We start from the raw sequence: 20,104 nt of genomic DNA on the forward strand, positions 1-20,104 counted from the left end.
AAACATTGGGCCCACAGGGGTGCCTGATGGTAATCTCCCCTCCTCTTTGCGGCGTCGAGCCACACCCTTCGCGGGTCACGGAAGACGACGGCTTTCTTCAACCATGGATATCGATCGGGTCACTCATGAATAAATCAGCAAGCGTACTTCTGGGAATCGTTGTGGCTGTCGGTGCTATCAGCGCGGGCGGCGCCTGGTACACCGGGACCAAACTTGAAGGCGTGTTGAAAAACGCTATTGCCGACAGCAATAAGCAAATGCAGACAGCCTTGGCCGGGTCCAACAGCACTGCCGCCCTGGAGCTGGTTTCCATGGACCGTGGCACCTTTAGCAGCACCGCCCACTACCGTCTCAAAGGCGAAGGCGAGATATTCGGCGGCGAGCCGGTTGAGCTGCTCTTCGTCGACCAGATCGAGCACGGCCCTCTGCCATTCTCGCGCTTGATTACGCTCAAGTGGCTGCCGGTGATGGCCACCAGTCACACCGCTCTTGAGCGCAATCCACTGACTGACAAGTGGTTCGCTGCCACCAAGGACCAGTCCCCGCTCAAGGGTGTGGTCAACCTGGGTTACGACGAGTCCATCAATGGCACCTACGAGCTGCTGCCGTTGGACACCAAGCTGGATGAGCAGTCCCAGCTCACCTTCTCCGGCCTGAAAATCGACCTGGCCGCCAGCGCCCAAGGCCAGAAGGTCAAGGCCGATGGCTACATGGACAGTCTCAAGTTGACCACCGTCGCCGAAGATCAGACGCCAGTACAGGTTGAGCTGAACGGCCTGACATTGGCCAGCAACCTGAGCAAAAGCTCCTACGGTTACTACATGGGTGACAACACCCTGCTGATGAGCAGCACCAAGGCCACTTTTGGCGAGCCGAAGTCGGTGCTGGGCCTGAAGAACTTCGAAATGAAGAACAGCAGCAGCGAGAACGGCACCAGCGCTTCGGGGCGTGCCGATTACAAGATCGGTGAGCTGTCGTTCAACGACAAGACCATCGGTTCGGCGCAGATGGCTGTCAGTCTGAAGAATCTGGACATCCCGGCCACCATGTCGCTGATGCAGATTTACCAGACCAAGCTGCAACCCTACGAAAAAGCGGCTGCCGAGGCCGCAGCAGCCGGTGAGCCGGCGCCAGAGCTGAGCCTGACCGAAGCTGAAGAAGCGCAGGTCAAGGCTGATCTGGAAAAACTGCTGGCCGGCGCTCCGCAAGTGGCGCTGGAAAACCTGTCGTTCAACACCGCCAACGGTGAAAGCCGGGCCAGCCTGATCGTTGATCTGGCCAAGCCGCAGTCCATGGATTTGCCACCGGATGAATTGGGACGTCAGTTGCTCGCCCTGCTGGACTTCAATCTCAAGGTCTCCAAGCCGATGCTGGTGGATCTGATGACCGTACAGGCACAGATGGAAGGCCAGACCGATGCCAAGCTGATCGCCGACCAGGCCACTGCCACCAGCGATATGTTCAGCGCCATGGCGGTCGGTTCGGAACTGGCAACGCTTGAAGGCAACGATGTTGTCACCAAGCTGCACTACGCCAACAATCAGGTCGATTTCAACGGCCAGAAGATGACCGTTGAGCAATTCACGGCATTCGTGATGAGCAAGCTGGGTGGTGGCGTCGCCATCCAGTAAGCCGTTCAAGCGACATCCAGAACCCGGCCCGTGCATGATGCATGGGCCGGGTTTTTTTACGCCCATCGATCAGCCCAGCGCCGAAATCTGTACCGATTCTGAAGAATTGTGGCGTTCCTGAAGATGATCCGCCTGAGAGTGCAAGACTAGGCCCATTAGAGCTTGGCTGGATTCCTTTGATCCGGCTTCCTGTTTGATGGGCAAGGGGGCACTGCGACCCGGCTGGCCATGTAAGGATGCTGACGAATGCCGCGTACTGTGGGTCCTTTTATTCAACGTGGTTTGCGCCCGTTGTTTCGCGTCGCGCTGTGCAGCCAATTGTGCTGGCCGATGCTGGCGTTTGCCGATACCGCCTATGACCAAATGGTGCTCGACGCCCGTGCAGGCCATTACACGCCTGCGCTGACCGCGTTGCGCCAGGTGCCGGCTGGCCAGGCCAGCACTGCGCAGATCAGCGACCACCTGCAGATCGCCAGTTGGGCTGGCCTCGACGCCGAGGTGGTGACGGTCTATGAGAGCCAGGGCCGCCATCGAGCGCTGCCTGTCCAGGCGCTGACTGCTACGGCTCGCGCCTATCGAAACCTCAAGCGTTGGGATTCGGCGCAAGAGCTGTACCGCCAGGCCTTGGTGATCGATCCCCTGAACCCCGACCTGCAACTCGGCCTGGCCTTGACCCAGGCCGATGGCGGTCAGCCCGACGAAGCCGTCACCCGCGCCAAGGCCATGGTCGCCGCTAAACCGGCAGATCCGATGCGTCGACTGGCGCTGGGTTATGCCCTGACCCGCGCCAACAACCCCCACGAAGCGCTGTTCGAATACGACCAGGCCTTCACCCGCGCGGGCAACAGCCCAGAGATTGCACGCGAATACATCTACGCTCTGCAACGCGCGCGGCTGCCCGAACCGGCGCTGCGCCTGGCGCGTCTGCAGCCGGGGCTGATCGATCGTGGTGTGCAGCGCCGCCTGGAAGGTGACGTAGCAGCCGAACGGGTGCGCCTGGCGGACATGACCAGTCGCAGTGAACAGGAGCGCTTCGTCATTGCCGACCGCGCCCTGGCCGACTACGACAAGCTGCTCGCCACCTGGACCCCGGTGGCCGAGGCCCATGACGACGTACTCCGTTGGCGCATCGATCGCATGGGCGCGCTCAATGCCCGCGCCCGTCGGGCTGAAGTGATTGCCGAATACCAGAAGCTGATCGCCGAGGGCGTGAGCATTCCCACGTATGCCCTGCGTTGGGTGGCTTCTTCCTATCTGGAGCAGCGTGAGCCGGAAATCGCCGTCGAACTGTACCGCCGGATTCTGATCGCGCCGGATGCCGATCCTGCGGAGCGCTTTGAAGACAGCACCGCGCTCTACTACGCGTTGCTGGAAAGTGAAAAGTCCGCAGAGGCCCGCGCACTGGCCGAAGACATGGCAAAAAACCAGCGCCCACGCATCGAGCTCAAGGGCCTGCCGATCGGCAACCCCAACGATGAATGGATGGACGCCCAGCAACTCGCCGCCCAGGCAGGCACTTACGGCGCCGACCTGCCTTCTGCCGAAGCGCGCCTGGACACCTTGGTCAACCAAGGCCCCGGCAACACCGGCATGCGCCTGGCCCAGGCCGATCTGTACCAGGCCCGCGACTGGCCGCGCCGTTCGGAAAACCTGCTCAAGGAAGTCGAGGCCACGATCCCGCGCAACCGTGACCTGGAAATCGCCCAGGCCCGCGCCGCCATGGATTTGCAGGAATGGCGGCAGATGGATGCACTGACCGACGACGTGGTCGCCCGCTATCCGGAAAATGCCCATGTCAAACGCCTGCAACGCCAGCGCGACGTACACGACATGGCCGAACTGCGCATTGAGGCCTACACCGGCAAGAGCTATGGCGGTGGCAGCGGTGACGCCGGTGCCGTCACTGGCAGTCGGGATTTTGGCATTGAAACGCTGCTCTACAGCCCGCCCATCGATGAAGACTGGCGGCTGTTCGGCGGCGCCGGCTACGCCACTGGTGATTTCGAGGAAGGCACCGGCCACCACCGTTGGCAGCGCCTGGGTGTGGAGCGTCGCACCCGGGACATGACGCTGGAAGCGGAGGTCTCCAATCACTCCTATGGCTCCGGCGACAAGCAGGGTGCGCGCCTGGCCGTGGCCCGGGACATCGACGACCACTGGCAGTACGGCGGCAGCCTGGATTATCTCTCGGCCAATACCCCGCTGCGGGCGCTCAACAGTGGCATCCGCGCCAACGGCGGTAGCGGTTTCGTCCGCTGGCGGGCCAATGAAAGCCGCGAGTGGCGACTGGCGCTCAGCCCGTCCCATTTCAGCGATGGCAACAACCGCCTCGAAACCCAGCTGACTGGCCGCGAGGGCATCTACAGCACACCGCGCCTGCAAGTGGAGCTGGGGCTGGAAGTGGGTGCCAGTCGCAACAGCGGTTCTAACGAAGTGCCTTATTTCAATCCGAAATCGGACTTCAGCGTCATGCCGACCGTGAGCGCCAACCACGTGTTGTACCGCCGCTACGAGACCACGTGGAGCCAGCAGTTCCAGGTCGGTGCCGGTACCTACAGCCAGCGCGACTACAACACCGCAGCCATGGGATTGCTCAGCTACGGCCAGCGTTTCATCTGGAACGACGTGCTGGAGGCCGGTGCCGCGCTGAGCTGGCTCAACCGCCCCTACGACGGCGATCGCGAAAGCGATCTGCGCCTGCTTGTCGACCTCACCTATCGCTTCTAGAAGAGTTTGAAGATGCCTGTCATTTCGCGATTCATCCTTCTGCTGGGGGCCTTGCTGATCAGCGCTTGTGCCCAGCAAGCCCCGGCGTTCACGCCGCCCTCGCAACGCCCGCTGGCGGCCAATGACGCCCCGTGGCCAAAGAACCATGTGCTCGGCATCGCCTACCACGATGTCGACGACCGCGACCCGGACCAGGCGCTGGTGGCCGTGCGTACCGAACGGCTGATCGAACAATTGGCGTGGTTGCGGGAAAACAACTACCAGCCGGTCACGGTGGATCAGATCATCACCGCCCGCAATGGCGGTCCGGAACTGCCGCCGCGTGCGGTGCTGCTGAGTTTCGACGACGGCTACTCAAGCTTCTACACCCGCGTCATGCCCATCCTGCGCGCCTATAACTGGCCGGCGATCCTCGCCCCGGTCGGCAGTTGGGTGGACACGCCGCTGAATCAAACGGTGGATTTCGCCGGGGTACCGCGCAAGCGTTCCGAGTTCCTGACCTGGGAGCAGATTCGCGAGGTTTCCAAATCGGGCCTGGTGGAAATCGCCGCCCACACCGATGCCAACCACAAAGGCATCCTCGCCAACCCGCAAGGCAACCAGCAACCCGCCGCGACCACCCGGCGCTACGACCCCGTCACCGGTCGTTATGAGACCGAGGCCGATTTCCAGGCTCGCTTGCGCAAGGACGTGGCGGCCATCTCCGAGAAAATTCGCAAGGTCACCGGCTACAGCCCGCGCGTCTGGGTCTGGCCTTACGGTGAAGCCGACGGCACGGCGTTGCAGGTGATTGGCAGCGAAGGCTATCAAATGGCCCTGACCCTGGAGGACGGTCTCGACAGCCTGGGTAACTTGATGAGTGGTCCACGCTTCCTGGTGGCGTCCGATCCGGATGGCGCCCGTTTCGCCGAAAGCATCGTCTCCGTACAGACGATGGACCCGATGCGTGTGGTGCATGTCGACCTGGATTACGTCTACGACCCGGACCCGGTGCAGCAGGAAGCCAACGTCGGCAAGTTGGTCCAGCGCATCTCCGACCTGGGCGCCAATACGGTGTTCCTGCAAGCCTTCGCCGACCCGAAAGGCGACGGCCTCGTGCATTCGTTGTACTTCCCCAACCGTCACCTGCCGGTACGCGCCGACCTGTTCGACCGGGTTGCATGGCAGTTGCGCACCCGGGCCAATGCCAAGGTCTATGCCTGGATGCCGGTGCTCAGTTTCGCCCTGGACGCGAAGCTTTCGCGGGTACAGCGCTGGGATCCGGAAACCGGAAAGACAGGCGTTGCCCCGGACCAGTACGTGCGTTTGTCGCCGTTCGACCCGAACGTGCGCAAGGTCATCGGCGAGATCTACCAGGACCTGGCGCGGATGAGCTCGTTGGATGGCGTTCTGTACCATGACGATGCGGTGTTCTCCGACTTCGAGGACGCCAGCCCCGCGGCCCTGAAAGTCTATGCCGCCCACGGTTTGCCGACGTCCATCGGCGCCCTGCGGGATGATCCGGCAGCGATGCAGCGCTGGACGCGTTTCAAGAGCCGCTACCTGATCGACTTCACCCATGAGCTGACCGCCAAGGTCCGGGCGATTCGCGGTCCGCAGATCCTGACGGCGCGCAACATCTTTGCCGAACCGATGCTCAATCCGGAAAGCGAAGCCTGGTTCGCCCAGAACCTCGATGACTTCCTCGGTGCCTACGACTGGACGGCACCGATGGCCATGCCGCTGATGGAAAAGCAGACCCGCGAACAGTCCGGCCCCTGGCTCGAACGCCTGGTGGACACCGTCAAGGCTCGCCCCGGCGCGCTCAAGCGCACGGTGTTCGAATTGCAGGCCCGGGACTGGCACAGCAAGCCGGTCAGCGACATTGATGGCGCACAACTGGCCGACTGGATGGGGCGCCTCAAGCGCAAAGGCGTGACCAGCTTCGGCTACTACCCGGACAACTTCATCGAAGACCAGCCCGCTGTGAAAACCGTGCGGCCTGCGCTCTCCAACAAGTGGAATCCTTGACATGCTCGACAGACTGCTCGCCCTGCTGGTGCTGGCGATCGTCCTTGGGGTACCCCTGGGCCTGATCTTCCTGGTCACCGGGCAATTCCTGATGGACTTCGTGTTCTTTTACCCGCTGTTCATGTCCGGGCTGTGGATCGCCGGCGGCTTGTATTTTTGGCTGCACTGGGAGCGCCACTGGCCGTGGAAGGATGACACCTTGCCACCGCCCCTGGCCGGCGAGCCGTTGATCAGCATCCTGATCCCGTGCTTCAACGAAGGCGATAACGTCGCCGACACCATTCACGCGGCGCTGGGCCAGCATTATCCGAACATCGAAGTCATCGCCATCAACGACGGCTCCAAGGACAACACTGCCCAGATGCTCGATCAGCTGGCGGCTGAAGACCCGCGCCTGCGCGTCTTGCACCTGGCAGAAAACCAGGGCAAGGCCGTGGCCCTGCGCATGGGCGCCATCGCGGCGCGCAGCGAATACCTGGTGTGCATCGACGGTGACGCGCTGCTGGCGCCGAACACCTGTGCTTACCTGGTGGCGCCGATGCTGGACAACGCCCGCCTCGGCGCGGTGACCGGCAACCCACGCATCCGCACCCGCTCGACCCTGGTGGGCCGAGTCCAGGTTGGCGAGTTCTCCTCGATCATCGGCCTGATCAAGCGCACTCAACGGGTGTTCGGGCGGATCTTCACCGTGTCCGGCGTCATCGTCGCGTTCCGGCGTACCGCCCTGCACCGGGTTGGCTACTGGAGCCCGGACATGATCACCGAAGACATCGACATCAGCTGGAAGCTGCAACTGGATCACTGGAGCATCTTCTACGAGCCGCGCGCGCTGTGCTGGATCCTCATGCCCGAAACCCTGCGTGGCCTGTGGCGGCAACGGTTGCGCTGGGCCCAGGGTGGCGCGGAAGTGCTGTTCAAGAACATCCGTGGCATCTGGCAATACCGCCACCGCTACCTGTGGCCGCTGTTGTTCGAATATTGCCTGTCCACCGGTTGGGCGTTCACGTTCTTGCTGTCGGTGATTTTCTGGGGCGCCGGCAAATTCGTCGAGATGCCTGCGGCCATCGCCGTGGATCACCTGATGCCGCCGGCCTTCACCGGGTTGCTGCTGGCGGTGGTGTGCCTGCTGCAGTTCGCGGTGAGCATCCTGATCGATCGGCGCTACGAAAAAGGCCTGTGGCACATCATGTTCTGGGTGGTCTGGTATCCGTTGGTGTTCTGGCTGATCAGCCTCTTCACCACCCTGGTGAGTTTTCCAAAAGTGCTGTTCGGGCAGCATCAGAAGCGTGCGCGCTGGGTCAGTCCGGATCGCGGTATCAAACCGTTCGATGATCAGGAAGAGGAAGTGATCCGATGAAAATTATCAGGACCCGGCAACGGCCTTTTCTGGTGCTCATCGATGCGTTTTTTACCGTGCTGGCGTGGGTGGGGCTGTTGTATTTGCTGGCCAATGGGCTGTGGCCGCTGTTCGCGAGCCAGGCCGGTTCGCGCCCGGGAGGGTCCCTGTTCGATACCCTGGGGACCTTGCAGATCTATGGCTGGATCGCGTTGGTCAACGCGGTGCTATTGATTACCTGGGCGCGTTACCAACAGCGCAAAAGCCGCAGCTTCGCCCAGCGTCGGTTGCCGGCCCCGGTAGTGAATGACCAGGGCTTGAGCGCCAGTTTCAAGTTGACCGACGAGCGTCTGGACACGCTGCGCCAGCCTGGCTCGAAGATCATCCATAACAACCAGGACGGCGACATCAGCCACGTCGTGGCGCATTTCCACTTGCTCAGCCCCGACTTGCAACCACCGCCCTTGGCACCGCTGGAGCGGCCCCGCGTGATTCACCTGCCGGCCGATCAGTCCGTGCATTGACGCCATCGCGAGCAAGCTCGCTCCCACAGGGGATTTGGGGGATGTGAGACAGATCTACGACGAGAAGTCCCGGATCAGCCGCCATGCCTCGTCCACCGGCAACGGTTGTTTCATGCGCTGGGCCAACGCCGCCATGGCCCGGCCTTCATCACAGGCCACGGCGGCGGCAACGAGGCCGTCCTTGCCCAGCAGGGCAATAAAGGGCGGATGCTCGGGCGTGCCCTTGAATTCCACTTCGTCCCAGTGCTCGGCGTGGCCAAGATAGTCGTAGCGTTTGCCAAAGTGATAGGTCCAGAAAAACGGCACGTCCAGATAGTGCTCGTCGCCGCCGAGCATGTTCGCAGCGGCAATGCGCGCCTGTTGCTGGGCCAGGCGCCAATGTTCGATGCGTTGGGGCTGGCCGTTCAGGGGGAAGGTGGCGATATCACCGACAGCCCATAAGCCATCAGTCACTCGCATGCCCGCGTCGACGGACAGTGACTGGTCCTGTTCCCGTGGCAAGCCGGCAAAGGCCTCGGTAGCCGGGCGCACCCCGACGCCAATGATCACCAGGTCCGCGGCAACGCGCTGACCGTTAGCCAGCACTACGGCTTCGACCTTGCCCGCGCCCTCGATCCGCGCCGCTTCGCCGCCGGTGTGGTACACCACACCATTGGCCCGGTGTCGGGCCAGGATGGCCTGGCCAACGCTCTCGCTCAATTGTGCGGCGAACGGCACCGGACGCCGGGCCAGGACGGTGACGTCCAGCTCGCGCTTGCGCAGGGACGAGGCCACCTCCATGGCGATGAAACTGTCGCCGATGATCACCGCCTGTTGCCCGGGCCGGGCCGTGTCGAGAATCTGCCGGGCGTGGGCGATCGAACGCAGCACGAAGACTTGCGGCAAATCGATGCCCGGCAGCGCCGGCGTCTTGGGTACCCCGCCAGTGGCAATGAGCGCGGCGTCGTAGTCCAGATACCGGCCATCGACGAGCTGGATTTGCCGAGCGTCGGGGTCCAAATGGGTGACCTCGCCATGGAGCCTTTCGATGCGTTGCTGGGTGAAATAAGTTTCATCGCGCAGCTGCGCCGTCTCGTTGACCGCCATGTCGCCGGCCAATACATACTTGCTCAGCACCGTACGGTCGTAGCCGGCTTCGGCCTCGCGGTCGATCATCAGGATTCGTCCGCCAAAACCTTTCTCGCGCAACGCCGCCGCACAAGCCGTGCCGGCAGCACCGGCGCCGATGATGACAAACGTACGCGGGTCATCGGCCGGCGGGACTTTATCGGTTGGCAGTGGTTGGTCTTCGACCCAGACGTCACCGTCCCGGACCTCGACGTGATAGCGCGCCAGGCTGTCGAGGGCTGGCGGTTCACACAGGGCGCCGTCTTCCGCCCGGAACGCCGCCTTGTGCCATGGGCAAATCAGCCTTCCGTGGCAAACCGCGCCCTTGGCCAGTGGTGCGCCGGCATGCGGGCATTTGCCCTGGAAGGCGCGCACCTGATCGCCGGAGCGCAACAGCAGGATGGATGTGTCGTCGATTTTGACTTCGAGGCCGCGGTCTTCACGAACATCGGCGAAACGGGCGACTTGATGCAGAGACATGGTCGTTTTCCGGCAGGCGTTTCTCTTTGGAGTCCCAGGGCCGGAACGAGTTTCAGCATAATTGTCACTGCAACCTTGGCGAAGCTGCGGCTATAGTTTGCAAGCCGTCCATGGCCTGACACGCACAAGGTGCCCCGGTATGACCCGATTGAACCCTCTCACCCCTTGGCTGGCGGCTGTCGCCCTGGTGCTGTGCACACAAGGGGCTGCCCAGGCCGAGGAGCGTTTTACCCTCAGCATCCCCGGTGTGTCGGACGACCGCCTCTTCACGGCGGCGGCAGCCAGTGATGCCAACACCTGTGGTGGCAAGAACATTTCTCCGGCCTTGAGCTGGAACGCCGGCCCGCCCGGCACCCTCAGCTACGCCATCGTCATGTTGGACCCGGACGGTCAAAGGGGCCAAGGTGTCGACCACTGGATCCACTACGGTATCAAGGCCACCACGCGGCAGATTCCGACGGGTGCCGGTACCAAGTCCTCGTTGGAAGGCATGAGCGGTATCAACAGCAAGAACACCCACGGCTACATCGGCCCTTGCCCGCCTGTCGGCGACAGCGCTCACCACTACCTGATCCAGCTTTTCGCCCTGGACCTGCCGCCGGAAGCCCTGCCAGCCGACCTCACACGCGCCCAACTGATGGAAAAAATCAAAGGCCACGTCCTGCGCAACAGCAGCGTAGTGCGCCGCTACCACCGCTGACTCGAACAGCACAAACCCCCTGTGGCCAGGGAGCTTGCTCCCGCTGGGCGTGAAGCAGCCCCCCACAGTGGCGCTGACGCCCCGACGCAACATTGGCATCACACGCCAAAAGCGAGCACTATCGAGCCCCTGTTCACTCATGCCGGAGGATGGCGATGACGCAGAAACCCGACGGCATCGCCCGCCTCCTGAACTGCCCCACCAAGGGCGACGAGATACGCCGGGCCATCGCCCAGAGCCGCAAGGATTTCCTGCCTGTCGACGAGGCCGAAGACGCCGAGCCAGGCCAGCCACCGGTTCAACCGGTGGACCATGATCGCGACGACTGAGCCGTCGCCCTCTATCAAACTTATTGTTCAACTCTGCCTATGACTGCCACCCCTGTTCTACCCGGTGACCGATTCAGCCGATCCGATTACAAGACCCTGGGCCTGGCCGCCTTGGGAGGCGCGCTGGAGATCTACGATTTCATCATCTTCGTCTTCTTCGCCCTGACCCTCAGCCAGTTGTTCTTCCCGCCGGAAATGCCCGATTGGCTGCGCTTGCTGCAAAGCTTCGGGATTTTCGCCACCGGCTACCTGGCCCGGCCCCTGGGCGGCATTCTCATGGCGCACTTCGCCGATCGCCTGGGACGCAAGCGCGTGTTCAGCCTGAGCATCCTGATGATGGCCTTGCCGTGCCTGCTCATCGGCGTGATGCCGACCTACGCGCAAATCGGTTATTTCGCGCCGTTGTTGCTGCTGGCACTGCGCATCCTGCAGGGCGCGGCGGTGGGTGGTGAGGTGCCCAGCGCCTGGGTGTTCGTGGCCGAACATGCACCGCTGCACCATCGCGGCTATGCCCTGGGTTTCCTCCAGGCCGGCCTGACCTTCGGCTACTTGCTGGGCGCCTTGACCGCAACGGCGCTGGCGCGGATCTACACGCCGGCAGAGATTCTCGATTATGCCTGGCGCCTGCCGTTCCTGTTGGGTGGGGTCTTCGGCGTGATCGGCGTCTGGCTGCGTCGCTGGCTGAGCGAAACGCCGATCTTCATGGCCCTGCAAGCCAACCGCGACGGCGCTGCGGAACTGCCGTTGCGCACGGTCCTGCGCGACCATCGCCAGGCCTTATTGCCTGCCGCGATCCTGACCTGTGTGCTGACCTCGGCCGTGGTGGTGTTCGTGGTCATCACCCCGACCGTGATGCAAAAAAGCTTCGGCATGACCCCCAGCCATACGTTTGCCCTGAGCAGCCTGGGCATCGTCTTCCTGAACATCGGCTGTGTCCTGGCCGGCCTCATCGTCGACCGCATCGGCGCCTGGCGCACCGTCATGCTCTACAGCCTGCTGCTGCCTGTGGGCATTGCCGTGCTCTACGCCAGCCTGATCAGCGGCAGCGCCTGGCTGGGCCTGGCCTACGCCGTGGCGGGCCTGGGTTGCGGCGTGGTTGGTGCGGTGCCTTCGGTCATGGTCAGCTTGTTCCCGCCGAAGATCCGCGTGTCCGGCATCTCGCTCACCTACAACATCGCCTATGCCCTGTGGGCCAGCATGACGCCGTTGATGCTGATTGCGCTGGTGCCGTGGAGCCCGTGGGTGTGCGTGGGATATTGCGTGGTGATGGGGGCGGTGGGCGTGGCCGCGGCTGCGTATTTTCCCGGGCGGCATGGGAAGGCTGCGCAGCCGTCATTGGCCTGTGAATCCTGATCCGGCTGTTTAAAGATGCTCGCGCAAAAAATCCACAAAGGCCCGAGTTCGTGCCGAGCGTCGTCGATCTTGACTGAACACGGCGCTGATGGGCAGCGCCAGTGGCTGGTAATCGGCAAGCACGGTGCAGACGGTTCCCTGGCGAACATCGGCCGCGAACAACCACTGCGGTGACAGCGAAACGCCCAGCCCCGACAGCACCATTTCCCGGATTGCCTCGCTGCTGTTGCAGGTGACGTTGCCCTTGATCGTGACGCTGTGCTGTCGGCCATCCAGGTCGAACCGCCAGACGTCGTAATGCTCCAGCAGCGTGAACGCCAAACAGTTATGGCCGGCCAGATCAGCCGGTGCGAGGGGCGTGCCATGCTGTTGCAGATAGGCGGGGGAGGCGTACACCCGGCGCGGGCTGTCGCCGAGGGAGATCGCTACCAGCCCTTCGCTTTTCACCACGCCAATGCGAATGGCCAGGTCGATGTTCTCCTTCAATACATCCTCGTTCTGATCGCTTAGCCTCAAGTCGATCCGAAGCTGTGGGTGACGCGCGAGGAACTCGCCCACCAAGGGTGCAATGCACAAGCGGCCGAAACTGACGGGCGCCGCCACGCGCAGAAGGCCGGCGATCTGTTCCTGCACACTGGCGAAACTGAGCCGTGCCGCGTCCAGGCTGGCGAGTATGTCCTTGCTTTCGGCGTAGAAGCGCTGCCCCTGGTCGGTCAGCGCGAGATGGCGGGTGCTGCGGGCGAACAGCGCGCCGCCCAGATGTTGCTCCAACGCACGGATCTGCTTGCTCACCGCCGGTTGGCCCAGGTTCAGTTCCCTGGCGACGGCCGAGAACGAGCCGCGCTCCACCACCCGCACGAACACCTGCATTGCGTCGAACAGATCCATCAGGATTTGACCTCTGTCTGGAATAAATCCTATCCATTGTTGCTCACTTATCGGAATGCGTCTTCCCTCGCACTATGAACCTGCCCACTCATTGGAGGTTTACCGTCATGAACAACACCATGTCCGCCGCCGTTGCCGAAACCGCTCAGGCTGCGCTGATTGTCCGTTCCATCTCCCGGCCCATTCCCGGCAAAGGTCAGGTATTGATCAAGGTGCATGCCGCCGGAATCAACCCGCTGGACACCAAGATCGCGGCGGGAGGCGGGGCCCACGCACGCCAGCCGCTGCCCGCCGTGTTGGGGATTGACCTGGCCGGAACGGTGGTTGAACGGGGAGAGGGCGTGAATGACTTCGCGCCTGGCGACGAGGTGTTCGGCATGGCCGGCGGGATCGGCGGGGCCCAAGGCGCGCTGGCCGAATACATCGCGGTCGATGCCCGCCTGATTGCGCCCAAGCCTCGCTCACTGAGCATGCGCGAAGCGGCCGCCTTGCCGCTGGCATTCATTACGGCCTGGGAAGGCTTGGTCGATCGGGCCAACGTTCGGGCCGGGCAACAGGTGCTGATTCATGGCGGGGCGGGCGGCGTCGGTCAAATGGCCGTGCAAATCGCCAAGGCCCGGGGCGCCGAGGTCTACGCCACGGGCTCGGCCGACAGCCAGGCTTTCATCCGCGAACTGGGCGCGTCAGCCATCGACTATCGAACCCAGGACACTGACAGCTACGTGCGCCAGTACACCGATGGCGAAGGCTTCGACATCGTCTACGACACCGTTGGCGGCCCGACCCTGGATGCGTCCTTCAACGCGGTAAAGACCTACACCGGCCATGTGCTCAGTTGCCTCGGCTGGGGCCAGCACAGCCTCGCGCCGTTGTCGTTCCGAGGGGCGAGCTATTCCGGGGTGTTTACGTTGATGCCGCTGCTGACTGGCAAGGGGCGAGAGCATCATGGTCAGATCTTGCGGGAGGCCGCCGCTCTGGTGGAGTCAGGGCAACTGCGGATCAAGCTGGATCAGCGCCGGTTTGGCCTGGAGCAAGTCAATGAGGCCTTTGCCCAGGTAGCCGAGGGGCGTGGGGCGGGGAAAACGGTAGTGGACATTGGGATTGAGTGAGACGGGACCGCACTCCGTCAGGGCCAAACAACTTGAGCGCTCGTCCAAACCCCGTAGAATGCAGCCGCCATTATGCCGCTACCTCTCAAGGACGAATTCAAACATGCGAGTTTTTACCCTGTTGCTGGCCCTCTGCCTTATGGCAGGTTGCGCTTCCAAGCCCGACTACTACATTTCCCCTGCGCCGGTGGCGATCCCCGAGACCGCCACCTATTGGATCGACACATTCAACGTTGAAGTCGTCGGCAAAAACGAACGTTTTCTGCCCGACGAAAAAGTCCGTGACCAGTTGCACACCGACCTGATCGTCCGTCTGCTCGACGGCAATCGCTATGCCTCCAGCAAGGAAACCGCTGACTATCTGCTGGACGTCAACGCCGTCTATGCGCGCCGTATTCAAGACACCCAAGGTGGTTTCATGAACAAGATCGTTGCCGACGGTACGTATCTGGCCAGCGTCGATTTCAATTATCAGGTCAAGGTGAAGAAGGCCGATGTCGAGGTGCTGCACTTTGCCCAGGCCCGCCAGGGGCTGATGCCGGGAGGGGCAATCGGGCAACTTGAGGTCCTGAAAGGCATGACGGGGGCGCTGACGAACAGAGGCAACTCCAATGTCGAAGACTATTACACCGGCCATTTGAGCGGATTCATCGCCGATGATCTGCGGGGCATTCCGTCCCGCTGACAATGCCTGCTGCAACGGGCTGGCCACTTTGGGGGTGGCCAGCCCGGTTTTTTTCAGCGCGCCAAAAAAATTTCCTGGTCGTTAACCCGAACCTCGTGTGCCTTGCGTCTGACCCTGTGTAGGAATCATTCATTCACGAGGTTCAGCCCATGTTCCGTCCACTTCCCTTTATGCGTCCTGCTGCCCAGGGCTTCGCCGTGACTTTGCTGGTGGCGTTGGCCGGTTGTGGGTTGTCTTCCCGGGAGGCTGCCAAGCCCTCCGAGCCGGTAGCCGTGGCGCCCAGTGTTGTGCCGCAAGGCGAGATCGCCGAAGTGCGCCAGTCGACGGTCAAGCGCATGCTCATGAAGCCGGCAGCGATGCCCGCTCCTAGCGTGGCGAACGATGCCATCGCCGGGGGGTACCGTGCCGAGCCGCGTGAACAGTACGAAAAACTGCCGGACAACCCGATTCACAGCGTGGCCGAAACGCCGGTCTCGACCTTCAGCGTGGATGTCGACACCGGCAGCTATGCCAATGTGCGACGTTTGCTCAATCAAGGCAGCCTGCCCCCCGAAGGTGCCGTGCGGCTGGAGGAAATGGTCAATTATTTTCCGTATAGCTATGCCCTGCCCACTGACGGTTCACCCTTTGGCGTGACCACCGAGGTGGCCCCATCGCCGTGGAACCCCCACACCCGCTTGCTGCGCATCGGCATCAAGGCCAGCGACCGCTCCGTGGCGGATCTGGCGCCGGCCAACCTGGTCTTCCTGGTGGACGTTTCCGGATCCATGGACCGTCGCGAAGGGCTGCCGCTGGTCAAGAGCACGCTGAAGCTGCTGGTGGACCAATTGCGTGATCAGGACCGGGTGTCCCTGGTGGTCTATGCCGGTGAATCCCGGGTGGTGCTCAAGCCCACCTCGGGGCGCGACAAGGTGACCATCCGCAACGCCATCGATCAACTCGACGCCGGTGGTTCCACCGCGGGCGCCTCGGGTATCGAACTGGCCTACCAGATGGCTCGGGAAAGCTTTATCGACAAAGGCATCAACCGGATCCTGCTGGCCACCGATGGCGACTTCAACGTCGGTGTCAGTGATTTCGACAGCCTCAAGCAGATGGCGGTGGACCAGCGTAAAAGCGGCGTCTCCCTGACGACGCTGGGCTTCGGTGTGGATAACTACAATGAACACCTGATGGAGCAATTGGCCGATGCTGGTGACGGTAACTACGCCTACATCGATAACCTGCTCGAGGCGCGCAAGGTCTTGGTGGACCAGCTCAGTTCCACCCTGGCGGTGGTGGCGCGGGATGTGAAGTTGCAGGTGGAGTTCAACCCCGCCCAGGTCAGTGAGTATCGCCTGCTCGGTTATGAGAACCGCGCGTTGAAACGTGAGGACTTCAACAACGACAAGGTCGATGCGGGCGAGATCGGTGCCGGGCATACGGTGACGGCCTTGTATGAAATTGTCCCGAAGGGCCAGCCGGGCTGGTTGGAGCCGCTGCGCTATGCCAGCACGCCCCAGTCGGAGGGTAAATCAGGCGAATTGGCGATGTTGCGCGTACGCTACAAACCCGCTGAGGGCGGTAGCAGTCGATTGATCGAGCATCCGATTGCGGCCGCGCAGGACGAACACAAGGCCAGCGATGACCTGCGCTTCTCGGCCGCCGTGGCGGCCTTCGCCCAACAGCTCAAGGGGGACGGGCGCTACACTGGGACGATGAGCTTGAAGGACACCGCGCAATTGGCTCGCTCGGCGCGTGGTGATGATCCGTTTGGGCTGCGTGCCGAGTTTGTGCAGTTGGTGGAGCTTGCCCAGAGCCTCGAGCCTGCGGCCAAGCGCTGATCCCGAGCGCAACGAGGACCAAAATGTGGGAGCTGGCTTGCCTGCGAAGGCGGCGTGTCAGGCACAGCAGTTTCGCCTGACACGCCGCCTTCGCAGGCAAGCCCGGCTCCCACAGAGTCCTCTGCAATCTGCAAGACCGTGTTCTACATCGAAAGGAGTTCGTCACCGACATGCCCGCTGCGCTTGATTCTCCCAGCGACGAATCGCTGCTGGCCCGCTACCGCAATGGCGATGGGGCTTCTTTCGAAGTCCTCTACGCCCGCCATCGGCAAGGGCTTTACCGTTTCCTGGTGTCCTTGAGCAACAAGGCCGAACTGGCCGAAGAAGTGTTCCAGGACACTTGGCTCAGCCTGATTCGCAGCACCACCCAGCCACAAGGCCGGGCGAGTTTTCGTACCTGGTTGTTCCAGATTGCCCGCAACCGCTTGATCGACCACTGGCGCAAGCATGGTGTCCACAACCCGTTGCACGACAGCTACGACGAGCAGCTTCACGTCCAACCCGACGACACCAGCAGCCCTGAGCAACAGCTGAGCCTGAGTCGCGATCAGGCGCGTCTCGACGCCGCGTTGCAGGCCTTGCCCGAAGATCAGCGGGAAGTCTTCCTGCTGCGCCTGCACGGCGACCTGGAGCTGCCACAGATTGCCGCCTTGACCGGCGCCCCGCTGGAAACGGTCAAGAGCCGCTTGCGTTACGCCCAGCAGAAATTGCATCGACTGCTGGCCGAGGAGGTACCCGCATGATCGACCCTAAACACACCCCGGCCCCCGATGATGAAATGCTGATCGAGCATTTCCGCCAGCACGCCAGCGCCGAGCCGCCGGCCTCCCTGGACGCCTTCATCCTGGCCGCCGCCCGCCGTGAAGCCCCGACGCCCGCGCCAAGCCTGTGGCAGCGCTGGCTACAGGCCTGCCAACGGCCGCGCTGGCAAATGGCATTCGCCACGGTCGCCGGCGTGGCGCTGATGATCGGCCTGGTGCTGCGTTCGCCCGTGCCTCACGAGGAACTGTCCGCACCCGCTTCGATGGAGTTTTCCGCCGATCGGCAAGCGCCCGCCGTTGCCGCTGCACCACCGCCGGCCATGCCCGCCCCCGCACCGATCACCCGCATGGCGCCCCAGGGCGAACTGGCCCGCGCCCCGGCAAGCCCGATGCAATCGTTGGCGGAAAAGCCTGCGGCGAAAATGAGCAAATCGGCGCCCGCTGCACTGCCATCGCTGGAGCAGGGCCTGATGGAAATCCTGCGTTTGCGCGAGGTGGGTGAGAGCAAGGCGGCTGATGAGAAACTGCTGGCGCTGCATAAGCGCTTTCCCGAGGAGGACTTGCCTGCGCGGTTGGAGGCGTTGCGCAAGCGTTGAGTAAGATCAGCGCCCACAAAAAAGCCCCAGGTCTTGCGACCTGAGGCTTTTGATTCTGAAGATGGTGCACCAGGCGGGATTCGAACCCACGACCCCTGCCTTCGGAGGGCAGTACTCTATCCAGCTGAGCTACTGGTGCGACGCGGGCGCCATGATACTCATATGCATCGCGGGCGTCCATGCTGCTGATTTGCCGGTGTTTTCATAAGCCTGGGCGGGCATCGGCTACGCTGATCAGAAAAAGCGGGCAAATTCGGTTTTTTCGTTCTTTTTTTCGAACAGCCTATTGTCCTTCACCCCTATCGGCCCTAGGATTCGTTTGAGATTTCAAACGCTCTTGTCTGGGTGCTGAACCGCACGTCTGTGCTTTTGTGCGTTATTTCTGTGCTTCAGCCCGGTGAATGATTTCCCTGACGGCAGCCCCTGAGGCGCCTTTCTACAAATCTAATACGCTCCGCGTGCGCGCGGTGCTGTTAAGGAAAGCCGACATGCAGCTTAAAGACACCCAGTTGTTCCGCCAGCAAGCCTTCATCGATGGCGCTTGGGTCGATGCGGACAATGGTCAGACAATCAAGGTCACCAACCCGGCGACGGGCGAAGTGTTGGGCACTGTGCCGAAGATGGGCGCCGCCGAAACCCGTCGGGCGATTGAAGCCGCCGACAAGGCGCTGCCTGCCTGGCGTGCACTGACCGCCAAGGAGCGCGCCAACAAGCTGCGCCGCTGGTACGAATTGCTGATCGAAAACCAGGACGACCTCGGTCGCCTGATGACCCTGGAACAAGGCAAGCCACTGGCCGAAGCCAAGGGCGAAATCGTCTACGCCGCCTCGTTCATCGAATGGTTCGCCGAGGAAGCCAAGCGCATCTACGGTGACGTGATTCCCGGCCACCAACCCGACAAGCGCCTGATCGTGATCAAGCAGCCGATCGGCGTGACCGCGGCCATTACCCCGTGGAACTTCCCGGCCGCGATGATCACCCGCAAGGCCGGCCCAGCCCTGGCTGCCGGTTGCACCATGGTCATCAAGCCAGCGTCGCAAACCCCGTTCTCGGCCCTGGCCCTGGTGGAACTGGCGCACCGTGCCGGCATTCCGCAAGGCGTGTTGAGCGTCGTTACCGGCAGCGCCGGCGACATCGGTGGCGAGCTGACCAGCAACCCGATCGTGCGTAAGCTGTCCTTCACCGGCTCGACCGAGATCGGTCGCCAGTTGATGGCCGAATGTGCCAAGGACATCAAGAAAGTCTCCCTGGAACTGGGCGGCAACGCGCCGTTCATCGTGTTCGACGACGCAGACCTGGATAAGGCCGTCGAAGGCGCGATCATTTCCAAATACCGCAACAACGGCCAGACCTGCGTCTGCGCCAACCGTCTGTACATCCAGGATTCGGTGTACGACGCGTTTGCCGAGAAACTGAAAGTGGCGGTCGCCAAGCTCAAGATCGGCAACGGTCTGGACGATGGCACCACCACAGGTCCCTTGATCGACGGCAAAGCGGTCGCCAAGGTGCAGGAACACATCGCTGATGCCGTCAGCAAAGGCGCGACCGTGTTGTCGGGCGGCAAGGCGATGGAAGGCAACTTCTTCGAGCCGACCATCCTGACCAACGTGCCGAAGAACGCCGCCGTGGCGAAGGAAGAAACCTTCGGTCCGCTGGCGCCGCTGTTCCGTTTCAAAGACGAAGCCGAAGTGATCGCGATGTCCAACGACACCGAGTTCGGCCTGGCCTCGTACTTCTATGCCCGCGACCTGGGCCGTGTGTTCCGTGTGGCCGAAGCCCTGGAGTACGGCATGGTCGGCGTCAACACCGGGTTGATTTCCAACGAAGTCGCGCCATTCGGCGGCATCAAGGCTTCGGGCCTGGGCCGTGAAGGCTCCAAGTACGGCATCGAGGATTACCTGGAAATCAAATACCTCTGCCTGGGTATCTGATCTGCTTCAAGCGCAAAGGGCACGAGAGCGCTGTCCCTTTGCGCGTTTCACCCGTTCTGTTTCTTGTGGCCGGAACGCTGCGGCAGTCGATCATCGCATGCTGTCGCAGTTGCC

General features: G+C 62.5%; 16 protein-coding genes and 1 tRNA gene. 14 read left to right on the forward strand and 3 right to left on the reverse strand.

The genetic code is table 11. From position 1 onward, the window contains the following. Positions 1-125: 125 nt before the first annotated feature. The 5 genes from HU749_RS01725 to pgaD all read left to right on the forward strand — a co-directional run bounded on the left by HU749_RS01725 (position 126) and on the right by pgaD (position 8,228). Positions 126-1,631 (forward strand): YdgA family protein, encoded by a 1,506-nt coding sequence (locus tag HU749_RS01725; RefSeq protein WP_079301434.1) that lies wholly within the window; start codon positions 126-128, stop codon positions 1,629-1,631. Between the two features lie 246 nt (positions 1,632-1,877). Further along, positions 1,878-4,358: a poly-beta-1,6 N-acetyl-D-glucosamine export porin PgaA gene (pgaA, locus tag HU749_RS01730; protein ID WP_186652460.1), complete on the forward strand. Its 2,481-nt coding sequence runs from the start codon at positions 1,878-1,880 to the stop codon at positions 4,356-4,358. A 12-nt stretch (positions 4,359-4,370) separates the two neighbouring features. Further along, positions 4,371-6,368 carry a poly-beta-1,6-N-acetyl-D-glucosamine N-deacetylase PgaB gene (gene pgaB / locus HU749_RS01735; RefSeq protein ID WP_079301436.1) on the forward strand — a complete coding sequence of 666 codons (1,998 nt, stop codon included), beginning with the start codon at positions 4,371-4,373 and terminating at the stop codon, positions 6,366-6,368. Between the two features lies 1 nt (position 6,369). Continuing rightward, entirely contained in the window at positions 6,370-7,725 is a 1,356-nt protein-coding gene (gene pgaC / locus HU749_RS01740) for a poly-beta-1,6-N-acetyl-D-glucosamine synthase (RefSeq protein WP_014335925.1), read from the forward strand. Then, a complete protein-coding gene (gene pgaD / locus HU749_RS01745) occupies positions 7,722-8,228 on the forward strand; it encodes a poly-beta-1,6-N-acetyl-D-glucosamine biosynthesis protein PgaD (protein ID WP_095963409.1) in 507 nt (168 codons plus the stop codon). The genes pgaC and pgaD overlap by 4 nt, the downstream gene beginning before the upstream one ends. Before the next feature lie 54 nt (positions 8,229-8,282). On the opposite strand, the gene HU749_RS01750 is transcribed toward pgaD, so the two are convergent. After that, positions 8,283-9,815 carry an FAD-dependent oxidoreductase gene (locus tag HU749_RS01750; RefSeq protein ID WP_095963408.1) on the reverse strand — a complete coding sequence of 511 codons (1,533 nt, stop codon included), beginning with the start codon at positions 9,813-9,815 and terminating at the stop codon, positions 8,283-8,285. Between the two features lie 139 nt (positions 9,816-9,954). On the opposite strand from HU749_RS01750, the gene HU749_RS01755 reads away from it, so the two are divergent. The 3 genes from HU749_RS01755 to HU749_RS01765 all read left to right on the forward strand — a co-directional run bounded on the left by HU749_RS01755 (position 9,955) and on the right by HU749_RS01765 (position 12,197). Further along, positions 9,955-10,515: a YbhB/YbcL family Raf kinase inhibitor-like protein gene (locus HU749_RS01755; protein WP_186652458.1), complete on the forward strand. Its 561-nt coding sequence runs from the start codon at positions 9,955-9,957 to the stop codon at positions 10,513-10,515. Positions 10,516-10,670: 155 nt separating this feature from the next. Further along, positions 10,671-10,844: a hypothetical protein gene (locus HU749_RS01760; RefSeq protein WP_018606597.1), complete on the forward strand. Its 174-nt coding sequence runs from the start codon at positions 10,671-10,673 to the stop codon at positions 10,842-10,844. A gap of 39 nt (positions 10,845-10,883) precedes the next feature. Beyond that, the gene (locus HU749_RS01765; protein ID WP_095963406.1) at positions 10,884-12,197 is read left to right on the forward strand and encodes an MFS transporter; all 1,314 of its coding nucleotides are present in this window, start codon (positions 10,884-10,886) and stop codon (positions 12,195-12,197) included. Positions 12,198-12,206: 9 nt separating this feature from the next. Here the strand turns inward: HU749_RS01765 and HU749_RS01770 are convergent, their stop codons facing one another. Further along, positions 12,207-13,085 (reverse strand): LysR family transcriptional regulator, encoded by an 879-nt coding sequence (locus HU749_RS01770; RefSeq protein WP_095963405.1) that lies wholly within the window; start codon positions 13,083-13,085, stop codon positions 12,207-12,209. A gap of 107 nt (positions 13,086-13,192) precedes the next feature. On the opposite strand from HU749_RS01770, the gene HU749_RS01775 reads away from it, so the two are divergent. From HU749_RS01775 to HU749_RS01795, 5 genes are all read left to right on the forward strand, one after another. Continuing rightward, positions 13,193-14,194, forward strand: coding sequence for a zinc-dependent alcohol dehydrogenase family protein (locus HU749_RS01775; RefSeq protein WP_046065585.1), 1,002 nt, complete (start codon positions 13,193-13,195; stop codon positions 14,192-14,194). A gap of 103 nt (positions 14,195-14,297) precedes the next feature. Next, on the forward strand, positions 14,298-14,879 hold the full coding sequence (locus HU749_RS01780; protein WP_095963404.1) for a hypothetical protein: 582 nt from the start codon (positions 14,298-14,300) through the stop codon (positions 14,877-14,879). A 149-nt stretch (positions 14,880-15,028) separates the two neighbouring features. Then, positions 15,029-16,702: a vWA domain-containing protein gene (locus HU749_RS01785; protein WP_095963403.1), complete on the forward strand. Its 1,674-nt coding sequence runs from the start codon at positions 15,029-15,031 to the stop codon at positions 16,700-16,702. A gap of 170 nt (positions 16,703-16,872) precedes the next feature. After that, a complete protein-coding gene (locus HU749_RS01790; RefSeq protein ID WP_046065612.1) occupies positions 16,873-17,445 on the forward strand; it encodes an RNA polymerase sigma factor in 573 nt (190 codons plus the stop codon). Further along, positions 17,442-18,059 carry a hypothetical protein gene (locus tag HU749_RS01795; protein WP_095963402.1) on the forward strand — a complete coding sequence of 206 codons (618 nt, stop codon included), beginning with the start codon at positions 17,442-17,444 and terminating at the stop codon, positions 18,057-18,059. Before HU749_RS01790 ends, HU749_RS01795 begins: the two co-directional genes overlap by 4 nt. 62 nt (positions 18,060-18,121) lie before the next feature. Here HU749_RS01795 and HU749_RS01800 read toward each other — a convergent pair. After that, positions 18,122-18,198 (reverse strand) — tRNA-Arg (locus tag HU749_RS01800). A gap of 349 nt (positions 18,199-18,547) precedes the next feature. Between HU749_RS01800 and gabD the strand changes: the two genes are divergently transcribed. Continuing rightward, entirely contained in the window at positions 18,548-19,990 is a 1,443-nt protein-coding gene (gabD, locus tag HU749_RS01805; RefSeq protein ID WP_003196484.1) for an NADP-dependent succinate-semialdehyde dehydrogenase, read from the forward strand. The last annotated feature ends 114 nt before the right edge of the window (positions 19,991-20,104 follow it).

This window comes from Pseudomonas ogarae, assembly GCF_014268695.2.
In the GTDB taxonomy this organism is placed as follows: Bacteria; Pseudomonadota; Gammaproteobacteria; order Pseudomonadales; family Pseudomonadaceae; genus Aquipseudomonas; species Aquipseudomonas kilonensis.

Bases quoted from the DNA above. Each gene is read 5' to 3' on its own strand.
- HU749_RS01755 (WP_186652458.1), top strand. From the start codon at position 9,955: ATGACCCGATTGAACCCTCTCACCCCTTGGCTGGCGGCTGTCGCCCTG.
- HU749_RS01770 (WP_095963405.1), bottom strand. From the start codon at position 13,085: ATGGATCTGTTCGACGCAATGCAGGTGTTCGTGCGGGTGGTGGAGCGC.
- HU749_RS01780 (WP_095963404.1), top strand. From the start codon at position 14,298: ATGCGAGTTTTTACCCTGTTGCTGGCCCTCTGCCTTATGGCAGGTTGC.
- pgaD (WP_095963409.1), top strand. From the start codon at position 7,722: ATGAAAATTATCAGGACCCGGCAACGGCCTTTTCTGGTGCTCATCGAT.
- HU749_RS01790 (WP_046065612.1), top strand. From the start codon at position 16,873: ATGCCCGCTGCGCTTGATTCTCCCAGCGACGAATCGCTGCTGGCCCGC.
- pgaC (WP_014335925.1), top strand. From the start codon at position 6,370: ATGCTCGACAGACTGCTCGCCCTGCTGGTGCTGGCGATCGTCCTTGGG.
- pgaA (WP_186652460.1), top strand. From the start codon at position 1,878: ATGCCGCGTACTGTGGGTCCTTTTATTCAACGTGGTTTGCGCCCGTTG.
- HU749_RS01775 (WP_046065585.1), top strand. From the start codon at position 13,193: ATGAACAACACCATGTCCGCCGCCGTTGCCGAAACCGCTCAGGCTGCG.
- HU749_RS01795 (WP_095963402.1), top strand. From the start codon at position 17,442: ATGATCGACCCTAAACACACCCCGGCCCCCGATGATGAAATGCTGATC.
- pgaB (WP_079301436.1), top strand. From the start codon at position 4,371: ATGCCTGTCATTTCGCGATTCATCCTTCTGCTGGGGGCCTTGCTGATC.
- HU749_RS01750 (WP_095963408.1), bottom strand. From the start codon at position 9,815: ATGTCTCTGCATCAAGTCGCCCGTTTCGCCGATGTTCGTGAAGACCGC.
- HU749_RS01760 (WP_018606597.1), top strand. From the start codon at position 10,671: ATGACGCAGAAACCCGACGGCATCGCCCGCCTCCTGAACTGCCCCACC.
- HU749_RS01725 (WP_079301434.1), top strand. From the start codon at position 126: ATGAATAAATCAGCAAGCGTACTTCTGGGAATCGTTGTGGCTGTCGGT.
- gabD (WP_003196484.1), top strand. From the start codon at position 18,548: ATGCAGCTTAAAGACACCCAGTTGTTCCGCCAGCAAGCCTTCATCGAT.
- HU749_RS01765 (WP_095963406.1), top strand. From the start codon at position 10,884: ATGACTGCCACCCCTGTTCTACCCGGTGACCGATTCAGCCGATCCGAT.
- HU749_RS01785 (WP_095963403.1), top strand. From the start codon at position 15,029: ATGTTCCGTCCACTTCCCTTTATGCGTCCTGCTGCCCAGGGCTTCGCC.